Consider the following 22,447-nt stretch of genomic DNA (forward strand, 5'->3'; position numbering starts at 1 on the left):
CCTAGGGGCGCAGCGCCGCCGCCACGTCCGCGCTGCGCACGAGCGCGACCACCTGGCCGTCCCGGACGGCGGCCGCGACGGGCGAGAACCGGGACACCGCGGCGACCGCCTGAACGAGCTCCGGGCCGCGGAGCGCGGCGTCGACGACCGCCCCGGCGGGCAGCGTGACGGCGACGGCGGTGAGCGGGACGTGCGCCCGGTCCGCGGCGGGGACGGCGTTGGCCGCCTGCGGGTCGACGTACGCCGCGGGGCGGCCGTCGGGGGCGAGCAGCACGACGGCGTCGGCACCGGTCTGCCCGCGGGCGGCGTCGGCCTGGGCCAGCACCGCGGTCGCCGGGACGCCGACGGCGCGGGTGCCGACGGAGCCGACGTGCAGCGCGTCGACCGCCCGCCCGGCGCGGGCGCCCTGGATCGCCGCCGAGGCGCCCGACCACAGGAAGGCGCCCACGAGGGCGGCCCAGGCGACGGCCCACAGGTCGGGGCTGCCGCCCCGCACCATCGGCAGCAGGATCACCCAGGCGGCGAAGCCCACCGCGAACACCCGGCCGACCCAGCCCGCGACGAGCGCGCCGCGCCGCCGGTCCCCCGTCGCGCCCCACACGATCGACTCGAGCACCATGCCGCCGTCGAGGGGCAGACCGGGCACGAGGTTGAACAGCCCGACGAACGCGTTGCTGTACGCGGCGGCATACAGCACGAGCGCGGGGAGGCCGAACGGGTCCGCGACGCCGGCGACGAGCCAGAAGACCCCGGCGAGCACCAGGTTCGCGATCGGGCCGACGACCGCGACCAGCCCCTCGGTGAACGGCGTGATCCGCCCGTGGAACGCGGTGTGGCCGCCGATCAGGGTCAGGGCGTACTCGCGGACCTGGAGCCCGCGGGCGCGCGCGGTCAGGCCGTGGGCGAGCTCGTGCACGAGGACGGACAGCAGCAGGAGCAGGCCGACGACGAGCGCCACCACGTAGGTCGACCCCGTGCCGAGGCCCGGCGCGCGGTACCGGACGGAGGGGGCGAACACCAGGGCGATGACCGCCACGACGAGCAGGCTGCTCGGGCTCAGGACGACCGGCGTCCCCGCCACGCGCCCGACGACCCAGCCCCGCGTTCTCTCTGCCACGGGGGAAGGCTACGTGGCCGGGCCGTGCGACCCGCACCGGCGCGTCCGCGGGCGTCCGGGGTCTGCGGCGCGGGGCGCCGGGCGTGTCGGTGGTGACGCCTAGGCTCGTCACCGTGACGACCACCGACCCCCAGCTGCTCGCCCCCGTGTCCGCCGACGGCGCCGACGCCGGCGACTTCGAGGCCGCGCCCGAGCCGCGGGTGCCGGGCCTGTCGCCGTCGCGCGCCAACGACTTCCAGCAGTGCCCGCTGCTGTTCCGGTTCCGGGTGGTCGACAGGCTGCCGGAGCCGCCCAGCCTCGCCGCCGCCCGCGGCACGCTCGTGCACACGGTGCTGGAGCGGCTGTACGACCTCCCGCTCGGCGAGCGCACCCCCGCGGCCGCGCACGGGCTCGTCCCCGTCGCGTGGGACGCGCTGCTGGAGCGGTCGCCCGAGGTGCTGACGATGTTCGCCACGGACGACGAGCGCGAGGCGTGGCTCGGCAGCGCCCGGCTGCTGCTGGACACGTACTTCACGCTGGAGGACCCGAACCGGCTGCAGCCCGGCGACCGCGAGCTCGCCGTGCGGACGCTGATGGAGGACGGCCCGCAGCTGCGCGGCATCGTCGACCGGATCGACGTCGCGCCCGACGGGGCGCTCCGGGTGGTCGACTACAAGACCGGGAAGTCGCCGAACCCTGGCTTCGAGGGCTCGGCGCTGTTCCAGATGCGGTTCTACGCCTACGTGCTGTGGCGCGAGCGCGGCGTGCTGCCGAAGCTGCTGCAGCTCGTCTACCTCGGCGACGGGCAGATCCTCCGGCACGCGCCGTCCGAGGCCGAGATGCGGACCCTGGAGCTGCGGCTGCGCTCGCTGTGGGCGCAGGTCGAGGAGGCGGCGCGCACCGGCGAGTGGCGGCCGCGGAAGTCCCGGCTGTGCGACTGGTGCGCGCACCGCGCGGTGTGCCCCGCCTGGGGCGGGACGCCGCCGGAGGTGCCCGAGGGCGCCGTGGAGCGGGCGATCGGGATCGTGCCGACGGCGCAGGCGTCCTGAGCCCGGTCGAACCCCCGCGAGCCCGCGCGGGTCCGGCGACGCGACGCCCGGGCACCCCGGCGCGGCGCTAGGGCTGCCGGCGCGCGGCCAGCACCGGCGCGAACGCGGCGACCAGCGCACGTGCGCCGCTGCCGTCGGGGTCGTGGTCCGGGTTGAGCTCGACGAGCGTCATCCCCGCGAACCGCGAGTCCGCCACCAGCGGCTCGAGCACCGCGACCAGCACGTCGAGCGTGAGTCCCCGGCCGTACTGCGGGACGTCGGCGCCAGGCAGCAGCAGCGCGTCGAGCACGTCGACGTCCACGTGCACCAGGAACGGACGACCGCCCGGCCCGGTGACCGCCGCGAGCGCGCGGGCGGCGGCTCCATCGGGGTCGGCGGCCACGTCGGCGGCCGGGATCCGTGGGCTCGGCACGAGGCCGTGCACGTCCTCGTCGTCGTCGGCGAAGCCCAGGAAGCACAGCGCGTCCGGCGCGAGCAGCGGCCGGCGCCCTCCCAGGTCGGCGAGCGCGTCGACCGTGCCCGGCAGGTCGAGGAGGTGCGCCACGCCCATCGAGTCGAGGATCGGCTCCTCGGGGTGGTCGGCGGGCAGCTGTAGGTCCTGGCCGCCGTCGAGGTACACCAGCCCGACGTCGCCGTGCGCCGCCACGGCCGCGGCGACGAGGGGGATCGCCAGCGTGCACTCGCCGCCGAGCACGAGCGGCGTCTCCCCCGCGGCCAGCACGCCGGCGAGCGCGTCGCGGGCGTCCCGGAGCACCGTGGCGACGCCGTCGACGTCATGGGGCGCCGCGGGCCGTCCGATGGCCGCGTCCCGGGTCGAGGTGCGGGACAGGCCCGCCGTTCCCGTGAGCGCCCGGGCCGCCGGACCCCCGCCGTCGGCGGCCGCGCGCCAGCGGGCGACGGGTCGGTCGCCGTGGTCGGTGACCGACGCGCCGGCGGAGGCCAGGGCGTCGACGAGGCCGGCGGCCCGCAGAGCGGCGGGACCCTTCTCGAGGCCGGGCCAGTGCGCCGCCCGGCTCGACGGCACGCCGAGTACGGCCCAGTGCCGGTCGCGGCCCACCGTCATGGCACGACCGTAGGGCCGGGGGTCGCCGCCGGCCTGGTCGGGTCCCGTCGGCCGGCCGCGCAGCCCCGCGTGCGGGCGTCGCCGCCCCGCCGGATCAGCCCAGCAGGTCGAGCACCGAGCCCGAGCGGATCCGCGCGAAGTCGTCGAGCGACACGTCGACCAGGGACCCGGTCTTGTTCAGCCCCTCGATGTCGGGCAGCTCGCGGAACACCTCCACGGCGAGGACGCGCGCCCCGGCGGCCACGCCGGACGTGATGCCGGTCGGCGAGTCCTCCACGACCACGCAGTCGGCGATGTCGACGCCCAGCCGCTCGGCGGCGAGCAGGTACGGCTGCGGGTCCGGCTTGGGGCGCTCGACCTCGTCGCCGGCGACGACGGTGGCGAACACGCCCGCGACCCGTGCGAACGGCTCGGCGAGCTCCAGGTAGGACGAGGTCACCAGCGCCTGCGGGACGCCGGCGGCGGCCAACGCGGCGAGCAGCTCGCGGCCGCCCGGCTGCCACGGGGTGTCCTCGGCGACGGCCGCGGCGACCCGCTTGTTGAGGAAGTCGACGATCTCGTCGACGGACAGCCCGACGCCCCGATCCTGCAGGATCTGTCCGGAGACCTTCATCGGGTTGCCGACGAGGGTCAGGCCGTCCTCGTGCGTCCAGGTGCCGCCCCAGGACTCGACCAGCTCGGTCTCGGCCGCCATCCAGAGCGGCTCGGTGTTGACCAGGGTGCCGTCCATGTCCCAGAGGACGGCGGCGGGCAGGGCGGGTCGGGCGTCGTTCACGGCGTGCGGCTCCGGGGTCGTGCGGGTGGTGTGCTGCCCTCGACGGTACCCGGGGTCGGTGAACGGGGGTGAACGGCGGGTGTCGCTACTCCCCGACCGCGCCGTCGACGGCCTCGCGCAGCAGGTCCGCGTGCCCGTTGTGCCGGGCGTACTCCTCGATCATGTGCGTGAGGACCCACCGCAGGTGCGGGGTGCGGCCGTCGGGCCAGGCGCGTGCGGCCTCCGCCCCGAGCCCGCCCGCCGCGAGGGCCGCCGCGACGTCCGCGCGGGACCGCTCGACGGCCGCGAGCCAGAGCGAGCGGAGCTCCTCCGGGTCGTCGTCCGCGGCGGAGTGCCACTCCCAGTCCCGGTCCGCCGACCAGTCGACGGAGGCCCACGGCTCGGCCCGGTCGCGCCCGTGCAGCGCCCGCGAGAACCAGTCGTCCTCGACGTACGCGAGGTGCTTGAGCAGGCCGCCGAGGGTCATGGTCGACGCGCCGACGGTGGCGGCCAGCCCGGCGGCGTCGAGCCCGCGGGTCTTCCACTCCAGAGTGGCGCGGTGGAAGTCGAGGAAGCCGAGCAGGGTCTGCACCTCGTCGCCGTCCGGGACGGGCTCGGTGCGGCCCTGCTCGTCGACGACCGGGATGGCGTCCGCGACCGGCTCGGCCGCGATGTCGAGCTCGCGGGCCGCGGCGGAGATCCGCCTGGCGAGGTCGAGGTCGCGGTCGGTCAGCCCCGCGACGTCGTGCGAGACGAGGTGCACGCCGACGGCGGGGTACCGCAGGTCGACGTCCGGGTGGTGCTCGGCCGCGTCGGCGAGCTCGCCGATCGCGTCGACCAGCTCGACCCCCGCCGCGAACGACCCGGTGCGGAACCGCGCGTGCACGCCGTCCGGCCCGACCCGCCAGTCGGCGACGCCGTCGGCCGCCCGGAACTCCTCCGCCGTGATCCGCCCGCCCATGCGGCCCACGCTAGCGGCGCGGGGGTCGGCCGTCGCCCTCGGTGGGACGGCCCGCCTGCGGTCCGTCCCACCGGGATCGGTCCGGTCACCCCCAGTCGTCGACCCAGAGGTCGTGCGGCTGCGGCCGCCCGCGCCCGGTCTCGACGAGCTCGCGCAGGCTGAGCAGGAACGTCGCCCACTTCGTGCTGCAGTGGTGCAGGAACTCGACGGGCTCGGCCCAGCCCTCGTGCGTGAACAGCACCACGGTCACGTCCCCGGACGCCCGCAGCCGGAAGTCGACGTACGTGCCGACCCACTCCGCGGGGCCCTGCGCGACCCGCCAGCGCACCCGTGTCCCCGGGTCGGCGTCGACCACCTCCATGACGTAGGGCTCGTCGGCGCCGCGGAAGGCGAGCTCCAGCCGCCCGCCGGGACCCCCGTCGCCGCGGGTGTCCGTCGTCCACCACCCCGCGACGCCCTCGGCCGTCGCCAGCGCCGCGTACACGTCCGCCGTCGCGGCGCGCACGCCGAGCCGGTGCCGGATGTCGACCATGTCAGTCCTCCTCCGTCGTCGCTGCCGACGGCCGCGCGACCGCCGGTTCGTTCTGCTCCTGCGCGTCCCGCTCCCGCTGGATCGCCTCGGCGATCCCGGCGATCCGCCGCAGCCGCGCGTCCCAGGTGCGCCCGACCGCGTCGAGCTGCGCGGCCGCCCGCGCGAGCTGCGCGTCGTCCACGCGGTACCGCCGCTCCCGGCCCTCGGTCACGCCGTGCACGAGGCCGGCGCGGTCGAGCACCGCGAGGTGCTTGGCGACGGCCTGCCGGGTGACCGGCACCGCCGCGCTGAGGCTCGTGGCGGTGCCGCCGCCCTCGGCGAGCAGCGCGTCGAGCAGCCGCCTCCGGGTCGGGTCGCCGACCGCGGACCACAGCGCGTCGTCGACGCTCACGGCGCGACCGCCAGCCGGTCGAGGTACGCCGCCAGCCGGGGGACGAACTGGTCCCAGCCCTGGACGTGGTCCGCGTATTGCTTTTCCAGGACGGCGACCTCCCAGCCCCGCTCGCGGAACCCGGTCTCGGTCAGCGTGAGCCGCGTGCCGGTGGCGGTGGGCTCCAGGGCGAAGGTCACCAGCAGCGACGTCGCCGCCGTGGCCGCCTCGCCGGGACCGTGCGTCCAGCGGAACGAGAACGTGCGCGGCGGGTCGGCCTCGACGACGGTCAGCCGCTCGACGACCGCACCCGCCTCGCCACGCCGCCCGAAGACGAGCTCGCCCTCGGCTCCGGCGATGGGCTCGCCGAGCACGGCGTCGTCCGGCCACCACTCCCGGAGGTGCTCGGGCCGGCTCAGGACCTCGTACACGACCTCCGGGGTCGCGGCGACGTGGATCTCCCGCTCGATGGTGCCCGGCTCGGTGTCTCGGCGTTCCACGGTGCCTCCTCGCATCGGGTGCAACGTTCGGTTGCGCGTTAGCGTAGGAGAAGTTCGGCACGATGCGCAACCCCTGGTTGCGGTCCGGCGAGCGGAGCCCGCGCCCCGAGGGGCAGCGCGGCGCGCTCCCGAGGACGATGGGGCGATGGCCTCCCCCGCATCGCGCCTCGCACCCCGTCTGCTCGTCGCCCACGCCGCGGTCGTCGCCGTCGTCACCGTGCTGCTCGTCGTGCTCGCCTCGCGACCGGTCGAGGACGCCAACATCGGCGCCGGGCTGGCGCTCCTTGCCACGCTGCCGTTCGGCCTGCCGTGGACCCTCGGCCTGCTGCTCGGTCCGACCACGTGGGCGACCGCCACGGTGGTGGCGCTGGCGGTCGGCTGCGCGTGGCTGAACGTCGTGCTGCACGCGCTGCTCCGGGTGCACCTGCGCCGGCGCGCCGCGGCGCGCACCCGCGGCGCGGGCGTCGCCGCCTCGCGCTGAGCCCGGGGCGGGCGCCCGGCAGGTGCCCGCGAAGCCCCGCCCCGCGGGCGGCGTCCCGGGTGCGCGGCGGCGCACCGCGGGCGACGCTGAGCACGATGACCGACCGCACCGCCCTCGAACCCGAGCCCGGACCGCCCCCCGCCGCCCGCCGCCTGCCCCGGTTCCGCGCCGTCGGCACGGCGACCTCGCGGTTCCTCGCCGCCCGGCCGTGGCTCACCCGCGCCGTCCGCACGACGGGTGCGGCGGTGATCGCGTGGGTCCTCGTGCGGTTCGTGCCCGGCCCGTGGAGCGACTACCCGTACTACGCCCCGCTGGGCGCGGTCATCGCCACCTCGGTGACGGTCCGGGGCACGACGCGGCGGTCGGTCCAGTCCGTCCTGGCCATCGCGCTGGGCGCGGTCGTCGCGCGGCTGGTCGACGCGCTCGACCTGCCGGGCGTCGCGGGGCTGGCGCTGGTGGTCCTCGTGGGGGTGCTGCTCTCCGGGTGGCGGCTGCTCGGCGACATGGGCTCGTGGGTCCCGACGGCGGCGCTGTTCGTCCTGATCATCGGGAACGCCGACCCGGTCGGGTACATCTCGGCCTACGTCGGGCTGACGCTGTTCGGCGCGCTCGTCGGCGTCGCCGTGAACCTCGTGGTGCCGCCGCTCCCGCTGACCCCGGCGGAGCGGTCGCTCGACCGGCTCCGGACGGTCGCGAGCGAGCACCTCGACGCGCTCGCGGCTGCGGTCCGCGACGACGACGCGCCACTGCCGCCGGACCGCCCGCTCCGGGCGGCGCGGGCCGATGCGCAGGCGGCGGTGGCCGACGCGCAGGAGGCGGCGCGGGGGAACTGGACCGCCCGGCACTACCGCTCCTGGCGGCAGCGGCAGGACCGGCACGCCGAGTCGATGGACGCCGCCGCCGTGGTGGCGCTGGACGTCCGGCGGGCTGTCGTCACGTCGCGGACCGTCGCCGCGACCGGTGCGACACCGCCCGCGGAGCGCGACGTGCACCTGCCGATCGCGGCGCACGCCGGCGACCAGGAGCGGGCCGACGCGGTCCGCGAGGGCACCGCGCGTGCGATCGAGGCCGGCGCAGCCCTCGTGCGGGCCCTGCGGCCCGACGGCCCGGGTGCGGGCACGGAGGACGCCGACGACGCAGACCACGCGGCGGCAGAGCTCGCGCGGGCCCTCGACGACCTGCAGGAGGCGGTGGCGACGGACCGCGCCACGGCCGCGGGCGCGACCCGGCCCGCCGACGGGGTCGTGGTGGCCCTGACGCCGCTGCTCACCGGCTGACGGCCGCCCACCGCCTCTCTCGCCCGTTCCCAGGTGGCCGACGGGGTCGGGTTCCCGGACGCGGGTGAACGGCGGGCGACGACTCGCCGACGGAACGGTGCCCCTGGTGCGCGTCGGCGGGGTCGCGAGGACGGTGGGCGCCGTGGACGCTGCAACCGTCATCCTCGTGCTGGTGGTCGTCGTCGCGCTCGCGTTCGACTTCACGAACGGGTTCCACGACACGGCGAACGCGATGGCCACGTCCATCGCCACGCACGCGCTGCCCCCGAAGGCGGCCGTGACCCTCTCCGCGGTGCTCAACCTGGTGGGCGCCTTCCTCTCCGTCGAGGTGGCGCTGACCGTCACCAACGCCGTCGTGCGGATCCAGGAGTCCGACGGCGCCCCCAGCCCCGACCTCGTGCAGGACGGGGGCGAGGCGCTGCTGCTCATCGTCCTGACCGGGCTGGTCGGGGCGATCGTCTGGAACCTGCTGACCTGGCTGCTCGGCCTGCCGTCGAGCTCCTCGCACGCGCTGTTCGGCGGGCTGATCGGCGCGACGGTCGCCGGGCTCGGCTGGGGCGCGGTGCACTGGACGGGCGACGGCGGCGAGCCGGACGGGATCCTCGGCAAGGTCGTGGTCCCCGCGGTGGCGTCGCCCGTCATCGCGGGCGTGGTCGCGGCGACGGGCACCTGGTTCGTGTACCGGATCACCGTCGGCGTCGCCGCGCGGTACACCGAGCGCGGGTTCCGCTGGGGCCAGATCGGCTCCGCCTCGCTGGTGTCGCTCGCGCACGGCACGAACGACGCGCAGAAGACGATGGGCGTGATCACGCTCGCGCTCATCGCCTCCGGCCACTGGGCCAGCACGACGGCGATCCCGCTGTGGGTCAAGGTCTGCTGCGCGCTCGCCATCGCGCTCGGCACCTACCTCGGCGGGTGGCGGATCATCCGCACGCTCGGCAAGGGCCTCATCGACATCGCCCCGCCGCAGGGCATGGCCGCCGAGACCGCCTCCGCCGCGACGATCCTGGTGTCCAGCCACCTCGGCCTGCCGCTGTCCACGACCCAGGTCACGACCGGGTCGGTGCTCGGCGCGGGCGTGGGCCGGCCGGGCGCGACCGTGCGGTGGCGCGTCGCGGGGCGGATGGGCGTCGCGTGGCTCATCACGATGCCCGCGGCGGGCCTGGTCGGCGCCGCGACGTGGTTCCTCGCGCAGGTGCTGGGCGGCGGGGTGCTCGGGGCGGTCGCGGTCGTCCTGGTGCTCGTGGCGCTGAGCGGCGCGATGTACGTGCGGTCGCGGCGGGACGCCGTGCACGCGGGCAACGTCAACGACGACTGGCAGGAGCCGGCGCGCGAGCGCCGCCCGGCCACGGCGGGAGAGGTGCGCTGATGCTCGCGACCGAGACGGGGGTGCTCGGCCAGGTGCTTCTGGTGTCGCTGGTGCTGGGCGCCGGCCTGCCGGTCCTGTTCGGGCTGGGCCTCCGTGCCTCGGCGTGGGGCGCGGGCGGCGACGCCGAGGAGCACGCGGCCGGCGAGGCGCCGCGTCCGCACCCGCTCGGGCGGGTCCTCGCCGTGCTGTGCTTCGCGCTCGCCGTGGCCGGGGTGGTGCTCGGCATCACCGTCGTCGTGGCGTCCGGGCTCGGCTACGAGGTGAGCCTCGGCGGCGCGCCGCTGCTGGTCGAGAAGTCGTGAGGGGCGCGTCATGACCGACACGGAGACGGGAACCTGGCCCACGCGGGTGCTGCGCTGGCTGCGCGCGGGGTACCCCGCGGGCGTGCCCCAGCAGGACTACGTGGTGCTGCTGGGGCTGCTGCGGCGGTCCCTCACCGACGTCGAGGTGCACCAGATCGCGGGCGACCTCGCCGTGCTGGCCAGCCGGGGCGCGGAGATCACCACCGCCGACGTCGAGCGGATGGTCGGGGCGGCCACGCTCGACGCGGCGTCCGAGGAGGACGTGGCGCGGGTGTCGGCGCACCTCGCGCGGGGCGGGTGGCCGCTCGCGGGGCCGAGCGCGCCCGGGTAGGTGGCGGCGCGAACCCCCGCCGGGCCGTAGCCGGAGGCTTTCCCACCGGACCGGACGCGTCCGGTGGGTGGCAGCGGGAACGAGCCCACGGTGGTTCCTCCCCCGGCTAGCGTGGCGGCATGTTCGAGCTCACGGCGACCTCGGTCGCGTTCGCCCTCGTCGCGTGGATCGTCCCGGCCGCCGTCGTCGCGCTGGTCCTCTACGCGGTCGTGCGCCGCGGGGTGCGCGACGGGATGCTCGACGCGCGGCGGGTCGACGCGCGGGAGGCGGCGGAGCGCCGCGTGCATACGGCCGGCGACGGTCCGGCCGGGGCCGCCCCGCCGCACCCCGGCACGCCCCCCGCCTGAGCCGGGTGCCGGGGTCAGCCCGGGATCTCGCGGACCAGGACGACGCTGTCGTAGGTCTTGTCCGGCCACCGGATGACGTCGCGCTCGGCGAAGCCCCAGCGCCGGTACAGGTCGAGCAGGTCGGCGGCCGGCTCGGCCGTGTCGACGCCGATCGCCGTCACCCCGTGCGCGGCGGCGTGGGCCAGTGCCGCGTCCCGGAGCCTGCGGGCCAGCCCCCGCCCGCGGTGCGCGGGGTCGACGGCCATCTGGTTGAGCCAGCCCCGGCCGGGTGCGGCGGCCTCGGGTGTCAGCCCCTGGAGGTACCGGGCAGGTGGCAGGGACAGGGTGAGGGTCCCGACCGGCGCCCCGCCGTCGGCCAGGACGAACGTCGGCCCCGCCTCGGCGCGCCACCGGGTCAGCTCGACGTCCTGGGTGGCCGCGGTGAAGTTGAGGCCGCGCTCGGCGAGCCCGGCGTACGAGCGGTGCAGCAGCTCGGTGAGCGCCTCGGCGTCGGACGGCACGTAGGGGCGCAGGTCGAGGGGCACGTCCGCCACGGTAGCGAGGCGTGGGCCGGACTCCGGCACCTGGGGACGGCACCTACGGACGCGGGTCGACGCGCCGCCACGCCTTCGCGTCGCGGCGGGTCCCCGTCCCGGCCGCGCACCGCGGGCAGACCCGCCCGACGGCGTCCGCGTGCCGACCCGTGGCGGGCTGCACGTCCGCCCACCGCACGTGCGGGAACCGCTCGAGCGCCGAGCGGTGCAGCGACAGCCCGCACACCGTCTCGTTGCGCGCGGGTTCCCAGGCGTGCACCTCCCCGGCGGGGACGCGGACGCCGTCGGGGTCGGTCCACCGGCTGGACGCGGCGACTGCCGCGGATCGCGGACGGGACACCCGACCGACGCCAGCCCGGGGCGGGGACGCCGGCACGTGGGCGGACGGCGCCCCGAGGGCGGTACCGCGCGGACGGATGCGGCGCTGGCCCGCGCCCGGCCGGCCGTCGCCGTGCCGGCCGGTGCCGGACGGCCGGACGCGCACACCGCTGGTCGTCAGACCGCGGGCGTCGCCCCGTCCAGCACGAACCGCACCGTGCGGTCGGTGACGGACACCTCGTCGAGCCGCACCCGGACGTCGGTCCCGAGCGGCAGCGCGGCGCCCGCCACGCGCCCGCGCACGGCGGGGTCCCGGAGCTGCACGACGCCGGTCTCCCCGCCGTCCCGGACGTCCACGACCACGCCGTCGAACTCCTCGCCGACGCGGGAGGACAGCAGCGCCGCCTCGACGAGGTCGACGCAGCCCCGCTCGTACGCGGACGCGCGCCGGTCCCCGGCCGCCATCAGCGCGGGCAGGTCCGGCAGCGCCTCCCGCGCCCACCCCGGCACCTCGACGCCGGCGGACACGGCCAGGCACACCTCGCCGACGAACCGGTCGACCAGCCGCCGGAGCGGCGCCGTGGCGTGCGCGTAGGGGGCACCGATCGCGGCGTGCAGCGGCTGCTCGGGCGGCGCGCCGTCGAACGCGACGTACGCGGCCCCGCGGAGCAGCGTGGTCGCCTCGGTGAGCAGGGCGGCGTGCGCGGGGACGCCCGCGTCGAGCGCGCGGACGACCGCGGCGTGGTCGGCCCCCGCGGGCCACGCGACCCCCAGCGCGCGGGCCGCGGACCGCAGCCGCTCGACGTCGCGCGGGTCGGCGGGCGGCAGGGTGCGCAGGACCCCGACCCGGGCGTCGAGCATCAGACCCGCCGCGCACATGCCGGTGAGCAGCGAGACCTGAGCGTTCCACTCCTCGACCGGCAGGGTCGCCCGGCTGGTGAGGGTCCACCGCCCCCGGGCGTCGACCTCGACGACCTGCTCGGGCGTGGGCAGGGTCAGCCCGCCGCGCGCGACCTCGGCGGCCTGCCGCAGCCGGCCGACGGCGCGGAGCAGGACCAGGGTGTCGTCGGCGGTGCCGTCGTCGAGCGCCCGCTGCGCGCCCTCGTAGGTGAGCTGGGCGCGGCTGCGGACGGTCGCGCGGCGGACGTCGACGTCGGTCGGCGTGCCGTCGGCGTCCAGGTCGATCTGCCACAGCAGCGCGGGCGTCCTGGCCCGGGAGGAGGCTCGCGGCACCCTCGGACAGCTCCGGCGGGTGCAGCGGGGTGCGGCCGTCGGGGGCGTACAGCGTGACGACGCGGCGGCGGGCCTCGGCGTCGACGGCGCCACCCGGGCGGACCCAGGCGGCCACGTCGGCGATGGCGTACCGCACCCGGTAGCCGGCCCCGCGGCGCTCGAGGTGCACGGCCTGGTCCAGGTCCCGGGAGCCCTCGGGGTCGACGGTGACGAAGGGGACGTCGGTCGCGTCGACGCTGGCGGGCGCACCGGCGGGGGCCGGGGCCGGGCCGGCGGCGAGCACGGCGTCGACCTCGGCGCGCACGTCGGCCGAGAACGAGGCGGGGACGTCGAGCTCGGCGCGCAGGGCGTCGAGGCCGGAGCGGACGTCGGCGTCGACCCGGCGGGTGTCGTCGGCGGCGGTCGGCGCGGGGCGGAGGCGGACGTGGCGTCGGGGCACCCGGCGAGCCTAGGGCGGGACGCGGCCGGGTGCTCGAGCTGCCGGCGTCGGCGTCGGCGTCGGCGTCGAGGGCACCACGTGATCAGGCGTCGCCCGCTCCCGTCAGCCCGAGCGCGGCCAGCATCGCGGGTACACGCACGGCCAGAGCCGCCCACATCACGTCGTCGTTGACCTTGTCGTCGTGGTGCGCGACCAGGTTCCGCATCCGCGAGATGGCGACCCACGGGACCTCGTCGTGGGTCGCCTTGTACGACTCGGGCAGCTTCTCGACCACGGTCGCGACCTTGATCAGCACACGTTCCCCGGCGTTGCGCAGCATCCTGCCCTCCGGTGTGTCGGCGAGGTACGCGTCGCGCCCCCGGTCGACCACGTACCGCGCCTCCAGCCCGAACATCCGGAGGTCGGCGAGACGTCGGGCGACCCGCTCCTGGTCCGTCACAGGGCGACCGACTCGCCGCGGGCGCGGTCGGCCACCGCTCCGCTCGATCCCGCCGAGACGACGTCGACCGGAACGGTGAGCAGCTCCTCGAGGTCCGACTGCAGCGCGAGCAGGTCGACGATGTCCCGCCCGTCCTCGAACGCGACCATCAGGTCCAGGTCGGACCCCGGCGCGTCGGTGCCGTGAGCCACCGACCCGAAGACCGCCGCGTCCCTGCCGCCGTGCTTGCGGACAGCCGCTGCGACCGCGGCGCGCCTGCGCTCCAGCGCCACGGACGGCCGGAGCGGCAGCGCGGCGAGCAGTGCCGCTGCCGACGCCTCGGTGGCAGGTCTGCGTCCGGACTCGATGGCCGAGATGAGCGGTTGCGCCACGCCGGACGACTGCGACAACGCGCGCTGCGACAGGCCCAGCAGCGCCCGCCGCGCTCGGACCAGGTCACCGACCGGTCGATCGCTCATGCCCCCACGATAACAACGACGTGATCACGCGTCATCGCCCTGCGGACGCCACCGCGCCGAGGCCCTGGAGCTCCAGGACCGCCGAGCGGACGGCCGCCGCCGGCACCGCGTCGCCCGACGCCAGCGCGGCCGCGACGGTGGGCGGGACGTCGGGGTCGGAGCACAGCACGACGGGCGCGTCGGCCGCGGACGTCGGCAGCCGTCCGTGGCTGCCGGCGACCCGCGCCGGGTCCAGCGGGGTGGTCGACATGGCGTACCGCAGCCCGACTTTCTTCTTCGCCAGGTTCAGCCCCGCGCGGGCCTTCGCGGCGCCGTCGGCGAAGAACAGCTCGGCGGGGTCGTAGCCCGGCTTGCGGTGGATGTCGACGCCGCGGGCGTAGTCGGGCGCCCGGTCGTCGTCGAGCCAGAAGTAGTACGTGAACCACGCTCCCGGCTCGGCCACGACGACGAGCTCGCCGGACCGCTCGTGGCCGAGGCCGTACCGGGCCTGCGCCGCGCGGTCGAGCACCTCGTCGACCCCCGGGACCCCCCGCAGCAGCGCCGCGACCCGGGGGACGTCGGCGGGGTCGGCGACGTAGACGTGCGCGACCTGGTGGTCGGCGACGGCGAACGCCCGCGAGGTCCACGGGTCGAGCTGCTCGCCGCTGGCCTGGGTGTAGACGTGCAGCAGCCCCTCCTCGCGGAGCAGCCGGTTGAGGTGCACCGGCCGGGACGCCGGCTCGATGCCGTACTCCGACACCGTGAGCACCGTGGTGCCGCGCGCCTCGGCGTCGTCCAGCAGCGGGGTGAGGGCACGGTCGAGCTCGGCCGCCGCGGCGTCGGCGCGCGGGTCCAGCGGCCCGAACCGCTGCAGGTCGTAGTCGAGGTGCGGGACGTACGCCAGGGTCAGGTCCGTGGGCCGGGTCGCCATGAGGTGCCGGGTGGCGGCCACGATCCACTCCGTCGACGCGATCGACGCGGTAGGGCCCCAGTACTGGAACAGCGGGAAGTCACCCAGCCGCTCGACGAGCTCGTCGTGCAGGGCCGGTGGCCGGACGTAGGCGTCCGGCGACTTGCGGCCGTCCGCGTGGTAGACCGGCCGGGGCGTGACGGTGACGTCGGTGGACATCCCCATCGCGTACCACCAGCAGACGTTGGCGGCGGTGTACCCGGGCTCGGCCCGCCGCGCGGTCTCCCAGACCTTCTCCCCCGCGACCAGCCGGTTGTGCTGCCGCCAGAGGTGCACCTCCCCGAGGTCGCGGAAGAACCAGCCGTTGCCGACGATCCCGTGCCCCGAGGGCGCGAGGCCGGTGAGCATCGTCGACTGCACGGAGCAGGTCACGGCGGGGAGCACGGTGCGCAGGCCGGCGCGCCAGCCGCCGTCGGCAAGCCGGGACAGCCGCGGCATGTGCGCGAGGGCGCGCGGGGTGAGCCCGACGACGTCGAGCAGGAGCAGGGGCCTCATGCGGTCCTCCGGGTCGTGAGGTCGTGGCCGGCCGCGTCCGAGCCGGTGCCCGCGTCCGCGTCCCACCACGACCCGCGGTCCAGGTGGTCGACCGCCCAGCGCATCTCGGCGGCGATGCCGGCCACCAGGTCGTCGGCGGCGCGGGCCGCGAGCTCGTCCGGCAGGACGGCCCAGGTGTAGGTCTCGACGTCCAGGTGCGCCGCGTCGCCGTGCGGGCCGCGCAGGACGGCGGTGACGGCGTCGCGCAGGACGTCGGTGGTGGCCTGGAGCGGGGCCGCGGGCCGGGCGTGCAGCGGGACGTGCACGTGCACCCGCCAGGGGCCGGCGCCGGGCAGGCCGCGGTCGGGGTCGAGCGCGTCCGGCAGGTCGTCGGCCGGGTGCACGGCTCCCCCGCTGCGCTCGCGCACCTGGTGCAGGTACCGCGGCTCGGCGAACCGGGCCACGGCGGCCCGCGTCGCCGGGTCGGCGGGGTCCGCGACGTGCAGGGCGGCCGACGCCTGCACCTTGACCACCCGGAGCCCGGCCTGCCGGATGCGCCGGACGGCGGCGACCGGGTCGGCGAACGACACGGCGAGGTGGCAGGTGTCGAGGCAGACGCCGACGTGCTCGGGGTCGATCTCCGCGGGGCCGGTGCCGAGGCGGGGCTCGAGCCAGCCGACCACGTCGGCGACGGTGTCGAGGACGCAGCCGGGCTCGGGCTCGACCGCGAGCCGCACGGTGCGGCCGGTGCGGGCGGCCAGGTCGCGCAGCCCCGCGGAGACCGCGGCGAGGGCGGCGGTGGCCGCGGCGTCGTCGACGGCGGACCACGGCTCGCGCCAGGCGAGCGGGAGGGTCGAGATGGAGCCGTCGACGCCGTCGGGCAGCAGGTCGGACAGCACCTCCGCGCACGCCAGCGTGTACGCGGCGCGGGCCGGGTCCGCCCAGGTCGGGGTGTACACGGCGTGCTTGACCACCTGGGCGTGGAAGCCGCCGTACGGGAAGGCGTTGAGGGTGTGCACGGTCAGCCGGTGCGCGGCGAGCGCGGACCGGAGCCGGTCGCGGTCGTCGGGGCTCGCGGCCAGCCGGTGCGCGAGGCCGGCGGGCAGCCACAGGCCGACGCCGAGGGTGTCGAGCCCGGCGGCCTCGCGCACGGGCCCGGCGTACCGGTCGAGCTGGGCCAGGACCCCGTCGAGGTCCTCGGCCGGGTGGACGTTGGTGCAGTATGACAGCGGCATCGTCACGCGCGCACCCCCCGCAGCACGGAGGAGCCCTCGAAGGTCGCCGGCGCGGGGACCTCGCCCGCGACGAACCCGGGGACGGGGTCGAGCACGAGGTTGCCGGACTGCCCGTAGAACTCGACGGGGTTGCGCCAGAGCACGCGGTCGACGTCGTCCTCGGTGAAGCCCTGCTCCCGCATGGTCATGCCGGTGCGCCAGGTCTTGAGCGGGTCCGATCGGCCCCAGTCGGCCGCGGAGTTCACGATCATCCGCTCGGTGCCGTACTCCCGCAGGATCGCGACCATGCGGGTCTCGTCCATCTTCGTGTCGGGGTAGATCGAGAACCCGGCCCAGGCGCCCGCGTCACGCACGGCGGCGACGGTCGTCTCGTTGAGGTGGTCGACGAGGACGCGCTCCGCGGGCAGGCCCGACTCGCGGACGACGTCGAGGGTGCGCCGGGTGCCGGCCTGCTTGTCCCGGTGCGGGGTGTGTACGAGGACGGGCAGGTCGGCGTCGAGCGCGAGGGCCAGCTGCCGGGTGAAGGCCTCGTCCTCGGCCGGGGTCATGGCGTCGTAGCCGACCTCGCCGACCGCGACGACGCCGTCCTTCGCGAGGTAGCGCGGGATGAGGTCGAGGACCTCGGTGCACCGCGGGTCGTTCGCCTCCTTCGGGTTGAGCGCGATCGTCGCGTGGTGCCGGATGCCGAACTGCGCGGCCCGGAACCGCTCCCAGCCGAGCAGCGCGTCGAAGTAGTCGACGAACGAGCCGACGCTCGTGCGCGGCTGGCCCAGCCAGAAGGCCGGCTCGACGAGCGCGCGGACGCCGGCGGCGTACATGGCCTCGTAGTCGTCGGTGGTGCGGCTGGTCATGTGGACGTGCGGGTCGAAGATGCGCATCACGGCTCCTCGGTCTCGGTGGTGCGTGCGGGGACGCCGGGCTGCGCCGGCGTGGTCAGACGGGCCAGGTCCTCGGGCACGGCGCGCCCGGCGGCGCGACGCTCGGCGGCGAGGTCGCGGGCCATGCGGGCGAGCTCGGCGTCCGCGCGGTCGTCCAGCGCGGCGACGGCGTCCAGGCTGGTGCCCTGGAACACGAGCTTCACCACCGCGTGCCGCCAGGTGTGCTGGTCGAGGTGGGCCGCGGCGAACGGGCCGACGGCCGCGGCTACGAGCGAGGTGTCGTTGGCCCGCAGCGCGTCGGCGGCCAGGTCGCGGCCGAGGGCGACGACGGGGCCCGGCAGAGCGGCCGGCTCCGAGACCTCGAGGGCGTCCAGGCCGCGCAGGACGCCGCGCCGCTCGGCGGTGTCGCCCTCGCGGTACAGGTCGGCGAGGTGCGCGGCCAGCCGGTCGCCGTCGCCGCGGTGCGCGTCGGCCAGGGCCAGGACGACGGCGGCGCGGGCGGCGTCGTCGACGGTCCCGTGCACGACGCCGGCCGGGTCGGTCGCGGGGCGCAGCGGCGTCCGGCCGACCCGCCGCCCCACCATCGGGAACGCCCGCTCGGCGGTCCGGGGGTCGCGGCGGACCCCGGCGAGGACGTCGGCGAGCCAGCCTGCGTGCGCGGCCCGGGCCGCGGCGACGACCGCGGTGACCGGCGGCGGGGCGGCCGCGGGCGCGGGGCCGGGGGCGGTCGCGCCGGCGGACGCGGGCGGGGCGGTGGTCGGTGCGGCGGGGTCGGACGACGTCGTCGGCGTCACGGTGTCACTCCCTCTCGGCGAGCGGGTTCGGGCAGGGGTGCGGGATCGGGCAGGGGTGCGGGGCTGCCGGCGCCGAGCCGCGCCCACGCCACCCGGATCGCGGCGGCCGCGTCGGCGACCTGCCGCGGCGCGTCCCACGAGTGCCGGGGCAGCTCGACGGCGACCACCCCGGCGTACCCGGCCGGACCCGCGGCGGCCCCGGCGAGCGCCGCCAGCGCCGCCGGCAGGTCGAGGTCGCCCTCGCCGAACGGCCGGTGGTCGTGGTGGGTGCGCGGCATGTCGTCGATCTGCACGTGGGCCAGGGACGAGCCCGCGGCGGCGAGGGCCCGGGTCACGCCGCCCGGCTCGACGACGAGGCAGTGCCCGACGTCGACCGTCAGGCCCAGCGCGGCCAGGTCCCCGAGGTCGGCGCGCAGCCGCAGGGCGTCGGCGACGGTCTCGACGTGCATCCCGGGCTCCGGCTCGAGGGCCAGCCGGACGCCGTGCTCCGCGGCGTGCCGCACGAGGCCGGGCAGGCGGTCGCGCAGCCGGTCGTCCGCCTCGGCCGACGTCACCCCGGCAGAGCGGACGCCCGAGAACAGCTGCACGGCGGGTGCGCCGAGTGCGGCGGCGACCTCGACCGCCCGGCGCAGGTAGGCGAGCCGCGGCGCCGCGTCGGCGTCGACGAGGGCGGGCGCGTGCTTCCGGCGCGGGTCGAGCAGGTACCGGGTGCCGGTCTCGACGACGACCCGCATCCCCCGGCCGTCGTGCGCGCGGGCGAGCCGGTCCCGCAGCGCCGCGAGGTCGGCGGCGGGCGCCCACGGGTCGAGGTGCGGGAAGCCGAGGGTGAGCGCGACGGCGTCGTAGCCGTGCTCCTCCAGCAGGTCGAGCGCCACGGGCAGGGGGTGGTCGCCGAGGCCGTTCGTGCCGTAGCCGAGCGCGAACGGCAGGGGCGCCAGGTCCGTGGCACCCGGTCCGGGGACCGAGCTCACGTCTCGCTCACCGCCCGCGGGCCCGTGGCCCGGCGGAGCAGCGCGCCGGCCGCGGCGACGGCGCCGAGCGCGAGCGCCGCGCCGGGGCGGCCGGCACCTGCGGTCCACGCGGCCTGCAGCGGGATCATCGCGCGGACGCCGGCGCCGGTCGCCGCGCGGGCGGCCGGGGCGGTCGGGGTCCGCGCGGCCCGGGCCTGCGCGGGGACGCACTGCGCGAGGTAGGCGGCCAGCGCCACCACGGTGGCGGCGCGCGCGCCGAGCCCGGTGCCCGTGCACCCGACGGAGCCCGGGGCACCCACCAGGGCCGCTCCCGCCACCACGAGGGAGGCCGCGGCGACCGCACCCGCCGTCGCGCGGGTGCTGCCGTGCACCTCGCCGCGGGACAGCAGCGTGACCCCCGCGGTGTGCGCGGCCACCGCCGCCGCGGCCGGGGCGGCGGCCCGCAGGCGCCCGACCCCCGCGCCGAGCAGCACGTCGAGGCCCCGGCACGCCGCCATCGCGATCGGGCCGGCGACGGTGTCCTTGAGCCGGGCGTCGTAGAGCCAGACGGCCGCGGCGAGCGGCACGGCCACCGCCAGGGCGCGTCGCCCGCCGCCCGCCGCGGCGAGGGCGAGCCCGGCTGCGCCGAGCCCTCCGGCGACGCCCAGCGCCTGCCGCGGGGCGACCCGGCCCGACGGGATCGGGCGCTCGGGGCGCTCGACGGCGTCGACCCCACGGTCCGCCCAGTCGTTCAGCGCCATGCCGCCCGCGTACAGGCACGCCGAGGCGAGCGGCAGCACCGCGCGGCGGCCGGTCAGCGGGTGCCCGGCAGCCGAGGCCCCCGCCACCGTGTCGCCGAGCACCGTCAGGACGGCGGGCGCGCGCACCAGCTCGAGGTGGTCGCGCACGCGGGCGGGCAGCCCGGACCGCGCGGACGGGGACGGCTGCGGGCCCGGGTCGTCCGCCGCGGGCCGGCCGTCGAGCGAGCGGACCACCGGCACGGCGGTCGCCACGCCCGCGCTGGCCGGCGCAGGCTCCCCCGGCACGCTCTCCCCCGGCGCGGCCGCCCCCAGCACGGCCACACCGCCGGCGCCCGCCCGCACCGACCCGGCCGGCACGCCCGCCGTCACGCCGCCAGCCCCTGGGCCCAGCGCACGAGGTCGCCGGCCTGGTCCGCGGCCGCGTGCCGGTCGGAGCCCCACGGGTCCTTGAAGAAGAACCCGAGCTCCGGCACCACCCCGGCCGCACCGCCGGCGTGTGCCAGGGCGAGCAGCCGGGCGAGGTCGAGCACCATCGGTGCCGCGAGCATGGAGTCGTACGCGGACCACGTGGTCTGCAGGGTGATCCGTGAGCCGAGGAACCCCTCGGCGTGCACGTGGTCCCAGGCCACCTTGACGTCCCCCAGGTCGGGCACGTGGTCGATGTGCAGCGGCGTCACGTCGGAGCCGGTGAGGTCGCGCAGCCCGCGGGTCTTGGAGGCGAGCTTGGACCGCACGGCCTCGGGGTCGGCGAGGGTGGCGCCGTCGCCGCCGCCGAGCAGGTTGGTCCCGGCCCAGGACAGCACCCGCAGGCCCCGGTCGGCGAACGCCGGCGCGAGCACCGTGCGCAGCCAGGTCTGCCCGGTCTTGCCGTCCTGCCCCGCGACGGGCACGCCGGCCTCGGCAGCGAGGGCCTGCAGGGCGGGCAGCCCCAGGCCGGCGGACGGCGTGAACCCGGCGTAGGACGCGCCCGCGAGCACGGCGGCGTACGCGGCGACGGACGACGGCGGCAGCACGACGCGCCCGGGCTCCTGCACCGCCGCGACGAGGGCCGCCGGGTCGTCGTGGGCGGGGGTCGGGTGCGCGGGCGGCTCGGTGGACGACACGTCGACGACCACGACGCGCGCGAGGTCGTGCCGCGCGGCGAACCCGGTGATGTCCCCGGCCAGCCGCTCGGCGACCTGCTGCTGCGACCCGCCCGGGACCAGGGGGCCGCGGTGCCCGGGCCTGACCTCCGCGTCGGCGGCGTCGAGGGCGTGCGCGGTGGCGGCGAGCAGCGGCGCCGGGATCATCCCGGCGTCGACGAGCGCCTCGGCGCGCTTGGCCAACGACACGTCGCTGACGTCGTGCCCGCCGACGACGAGGTCGCCCCACCCGGGCAGCGGCAGGCCGTCGAAGGCCGGCGCCGCCGTGACGCAGCCCGCGGCCCCGGCGTGCCCGGCGGCGAGCGCGGCGAGGCCGAGCGCGGCGGTCGTGCCGACCGACCCGCGCGCGCCCACGAGCCAGAGCCCGGTGCGCGCGCGGGCGTCGGCGGTCACGCGTCGCCCTTGGTCGAGAACGCCGCGTCGAAGGCGGCCTCCGGGGCGTCGAACGCGAGCCGCTTGACGAACGCCAGGGCCTCCGGCGCGCCGAGCAGCCGGTCCATGCCGGCGTCCTCCCACTCGACGGAGATCGGGCCGGTGTAGCCGATGGTGTTGAGCACCCGGAACGCGTCCTCCCAGGGGACGTCGCCGTGGCCGGTCGAGATGAAGTCCCAGCCGCGCCGCGGGTCCGCCCACGGCAGGTGCGAGCCGAGCCGGCCGTTGCGGCCGTTGCCCATCCGCTTCTTCGTGTCCTTGCAGTCGACGTGGTAGATCCGGTCCCGGAAGTCCCAGAGGAACGCGACCGGGTCGAGGTCCTGCCAGACCATGTGGCTCGGGTCCCAGTTCAGGCCGAACGCCTCGCGGTGCCCGATCGCCTCCAGGGTGCGGACCGTCGTCCAGTAGTCGTACGCGATCTCGCTCGGGTGCACCTCGTGCGCGAACCGCACGCCGACCTCGTCGAACACGTCGAGGATCGGGTTCCACCGGTCGGCGAAGTCCTGGTAGCCCGCCTCGATGACGGCGGCCGGCACGGGCGGGAACATCGCCACGTACTTCCAGATCGACGACCCGGTGAAGCCGACGACCGTGTCGACGCCGAGCTTCGCCGCGATCCGCGCGGTGTGCTTCAGCTCCTCGGCGGCGCGCTGCCGGACGCCCTCGGGGTCGCCGTCGCCCCACACCCGCGCGGAGAGCATCTCCTCGTGCCGCAGGTCGATGGGGTCGTCGCAGACGGCCTGGCCCTTGAGGTGGTTGGAGATGGCCCAGACCTTGAGGTCGTACCGGTCCAGGATCTCGAGCCGGGAGGCGACGTAGGCGTCGTCGTCCCAGCGCCACGGGTCGAGGTGGTCGCCCCAGCAGGCGATCTCGAGGCCGTCGTAGCCCCACTCGGACGCGAGCCGGGCCACCTCCTCGAACGGCAGGTCGGCCCACTGGCCGGTGAACAGGGTGATCGGGCGGGTCATGTCGGTCTCCTC

General features: G+C 77.3%; 26 protein-coding genes and 1 pseudogene. 7 read left to right on the top strand and 20 right to left on the bottom strand.

Going from position 1 to position 22,447, the window contains the following annotated elements; all coding sequences use genetic code 11:
- Position 1 precedes the first annotated feature (1 nt).
- The gene (locus tag KVT14_RS02090) at positions 2-1,117 is read right to left on the bottom strand and encodes a site-2 protease family protein (protein ID WP_217614148.1); all 1,116 of its coding nucleotides are present in this window, start codon (positions 1,115-1,117) and stop codon (positions 2-4) included.
- A 200-nt stretch (positions 1,118-1,317) separates the two neighbouring features.
- On the opposite strand from KVT14_RS02090, the gene KVT14_RS02095 reads away from it, so the two are divergent.
- The gene (locus KVT14_RS02095; protein WP_308160835.1) at positions 1,318-2,145 is read left to right on the top strand and encodes a RecB family exonuclease; all 828 of its coding nucleotides are present in this window, start codon (positions 1,318-1,320) and stop codon (positions 2,143-2,145) included.
- 67 nt (positions 2,146-2,212) lie between these two features.
- Here KVT14_RS02095 and KVT14_RS02100 read toward each other — a convergent pair whose 3' ends face one another.
- From KVT14_RS02100 to KVT14_RS02130, 6 genes are all read right to left on the bottom strand, one after another.
- Complete coding sequence (locus KVT14_RS02100) at positions 2,213-3,208, bottom strand: arginase family protein (RefSeq protein WP_217614149.1); 996 nt, start codon at positions 3,206-3,208, stop codon at positions 2,213-2,215.
- Between the two features lie 94 nt (positions 3,209-3,302).
- A complete protein-coding gene (locus KVT14_RS02105) occupies positions 3,303-3,983 on the bottom strand; it encodes an HAD family phosphatase (RefSeq protein ID WP_308160827.1) in 681 nt (226 codons plus the stop codon).
- Between the two features lie 85 nt (positions 3,984-4,068).
- A complete protein-coding gene (locus tag KVT14_RS23100; protein WP_306795679.1) occupies positions 4,069-4,923 on the bottom strand; it encodes a DinB family protein in 855 nt (284 codons plus the stop codon).
- A gap of 85 nt (positions 4,924-5,008) precedes the next feature.
- Positions 5,009-5,455 (bottom strand): SRPBCC domain-containing protein, encoded by a 447-nt coding sequence (locus KVT14_RS02120; protein WP_217614150.1) that lies wholly within the window; start codon positions 5,453-5,455, stop codon positions 5,009-5,011.
- A gap of 1 nt (position 5,456) precedes the next feature.
- Complete coding sequence (locus KVT14_RS02125; RefSeq protein WP_217614151.1) at positions 5,457-5,846, bottom strand: metalloregulator ArsR/SmtB family transcription factor; 390 nt, start codon at positions 5,844-5,846, stop codon at positions 5,457-5,459.
- On the bottom strand, positions 5,843-6,325 hold the full coding sequence (locus KVT14_RS02130; protein WP_308160828.1) for an SRPBCC family protein: 483 nt from the start codon (positions 6,323-6,325) through the stop codon (positions 5,843-5,845). Before KVT14_RS02130 ends, KVT14_RS02125 begins: the two co-directional genes overlap by 4 nt.
- A 145-nt stretch (positions 6,326-6,470) precedes the next feature.
- Here KVT14_RS02130 and KVT14_RS02135 point away from each other — a divergent pair, with 145 nt between their 5' ends.
- The 6 genes from KVT14_RS02135 (at position 6,471) to KVT14_RS02160 (ending at position 10,432) form a co-directional block, all read left to right on the top strand.
- The gene (locus KVT14_RS02135; protein ID WP_217614153.1) at positions 6,471-6,806 is read left to right on the top strand and encodes a hypothetical protein; all 336 of its coding nucleotides are present in this window, start codon (positions 6,471-6,473) and stop codon (positions 6,804-6,806) included.
- A 95-nt stretch (positions 6,807-6,901) separates the two neighbouring features.
- The gene (locus KVT14_RS02140) at positions 6,902-8,083 is read left to right on the top strand and encodes an aromatic acid exporter family protein (protein WP_217614154.1); all 1,182 of its coding nucleotides are present in this window, start codon (positions 6,902-6,904) and stop codon (positions 8,081-8,083) included.
- Positions 8,084-8,225: 142 nt separating this feature from the next.
- A complete protein-coding gene (locus tag KVT14_RS02145; protein WP_217614155.1) occupies positions 8,226-9,452 on the top strand; it encodes an inorganic phosphate transporter in 1,227 nt (408 codons plus the stop codon).
- Complete coding sequence (locus KVT14_RS02150; RefSeq protein WP_217614156.1) at positions 9,452-9,754, top strand: hypothetical protein; 303 nt, start codon at positions 9,452-9,454, stop codon at positions 9,752-9,754. Before KVT14_RS02145 ends, KVT14_RS02150 begins: the two co-directional genes overlap by 1 nt.
- A gap of 10 nt (positions 9,755-9,764) precedes the next feature.
- The gene (locus KVT14_RS02155) at positions 9,765-10,085 is read left to right on the top strand and encodes a DUF3349 domain-containing protein (protein ID WP_217614157.1); all 321 of its coding nucleotides are present in this window, start codon (positions 9,765-9,767) and stop codon (positions 10,083-10,085) included.
- Positions 10,086-10,204: 119 nt separating this feature from the next.
- Complete coding sequence (locus KVT14_RS02160; protein WP_217614158.1) at positions 10,205-10,432, top strand: hypothetical protein; 228 nt, start codon at positions 10,205-10,207, stop codon at positions 10,430-10,432.
- A gap of 14 nt (positions 10,433-10,446) precedes the next feature.
- Here the strand turns inward: KVT14_RS02160 and KVT14_RS23355 are convergent, their stop codons facing one another.
- The 13 genes and pseudogenes from KVT14_RS23355 to KVT14_RS02225 form a co-directional block, all read right to left on the bottom strand.
- Positions 10,447-10,956 carry a GNAT family N-acetyltransferase gene (locus tag KVT14_RS23355; RefSeq protein WP_217614159.1) on the bottom strand — a complete coding sequence of 170 codons (510 nt, stop codon included), beginning with the start codon at positions 10,954-10,956 and terminating at the stop codon, positions 10,447-10,449.
- 52 nt (positions 10,957-11,008) lie between these two features.
- Positions 11,009-11,305: a hypothetical protein gene (locus tag KVT14_RS23360; RefSeq protein ID WP_217614160.1), complete on the bottom strand. Its 297-nt coding sequence runs from the start codon at positions 11,303-11,305 to the stop codon at positions 11,009-11,011.
- 155 nt (positions 11,306-11,460) lie between these two features.
- A pseudogene (locus KVT14_RS02175) lies at positions 11,461-12,955 on the bottom strand (RNB domain-containing ribonuclease).
- An 82-nt stretch (positions 12,956-13,037) separates the two neighbouring features.
- A complete protein-coding gene (locus KVT14_RS02180) occupies positions 13,038-13,394 on the bottom strand; it encodes a HepT-like ribonuclease domain-containing protein (RefSeq protein WP_217614161.1) in 357 nt (118 codons plus the stop codon).
- Entirely contained in the window at positions 13,391-13,852 is a 462-nt protein-coding gene (locus tag KVT14_RS02185) for a nucleotidyltransferase domain-containing protein (protein ID WP_217614162.1), read from the bottom strand. The genes KVT14_RS02180 and KVT14_RS02185 overlap by 4 nt, the downstream gene beginning before the upstream one ends.
- Positions 13,853-13,883: 31 nt before the next feature.
- Complete coding sequence (locus KVT14_RS02190) at positions 13,884-15,296, bottom strand: nucleotide pyrophosphatase/phosphodiesterase family protein (RefSeq protein ID WP_217614163.1); 1,413 nt, start codon at positions 15,294-15,296, stop codon at positions 13,884-13,886.
- Entirely contained in the window at positions 15,293-16,510 is a 1,218-nt protein-coding gene (gene eboE / locus KVT14_RS02195) for a metabolite traffic protein EboE (RefSeq protein WP_217614211.1), read from the bottom strand. The genes KVT14_RS02190 and eboE overlap by 4 nt, the downstream gene beginning before the upstream one ends.
- A 2-nt stretch (positions 16,511-16,512) precedes the next feature.
- The gene (locus tag KVT14_RS02200) at positions 16,513-17,388 is read right to left on the bottom strand and encodes a TatD family hydrolase (protein ID WP_217614164.1); all 876 of its coding nucleotides are present in this window, start codon (positions 17,386-17,388) and stop codon (positions 16,513-16,515) included.
- Entirely contained in the window at positions 17,388-18,182 is a 795-nt protein-coding gene (locus KVT14_RS02205; protein WP_308160829.1) for an EboA domain-containing protein, read from the bottom strand. The genes KVT14_RS02200 and KVT14_RS02205 overlap by 1 nt, the downstream gene beginning before the upstream one ends.
- A complete protein-coding gene (locus tag KVT14_RS02210; protein WP_217614165.1) occupies positions 18,179-19,153 on the bottom strand; it encodes a sugar phosphate isomerase/epimerase in 975 nt (324 codons plus the stop codon). Before KVT14_RS02210 ends, KVT14_RS02205 begins: the two co-directional genes overlap by 4 nt.
- Positions 19,150-20,262 (bottom strand): SCO3242 family prenyltransferase, encoded by a 1,113-nt coding sequence (locus tag KVT14_RS02215; protein WP_308160830.1) that lies wholly within the window; start codon positions 20,260-20,262, stop codon positions 19,150-19,152. The genes KVT14_RS02210 and KVT14_RS02215 overlap by 4 nt, the downstream gene beginning before the upstream one ends.
- Positions 20,259-21,428, bottom strand: coding sequence for an inositol-3-phosphate synthase (locus tag KVT14_RS02220; protein ID WP_217614166.1), 1,170 nt, complete (start codon positions 21,426-21,428; stop codon positions 20,259-20,261). Before KVT14_RS02220 ends, KVT14_RS02215 begins: the two co-directional genes overlap by 4 nt.
- Positions 21,425-22,435, bottom strand: coding sequence for a sugar phosphate isomerase/epimerase (locus KVT14_RS02225; RefSeq protein ID WP_217614167.1), 1,011 nt, complete (start codon positions 22,433-22,435; stop codon positions 21,425-21,427). Before KVT14_RS02225 ends, KVT14_RS02220 begins: the two co-directional genes overlap by 4 nt.
- Positions 22,436-22,447 lie beyond the last annotated feature (12 nt).

It is taken from the genome of Cellulomonas sp. GbtcB1 (genome assembly GCF_019091725.1).
In the GTDB taxonomy this organism is placed as follows: Bacteria; Actinomycetota; Actinomycetes; order Actinomycetales; family Cellulomonadaceae; genus Cellulomonas.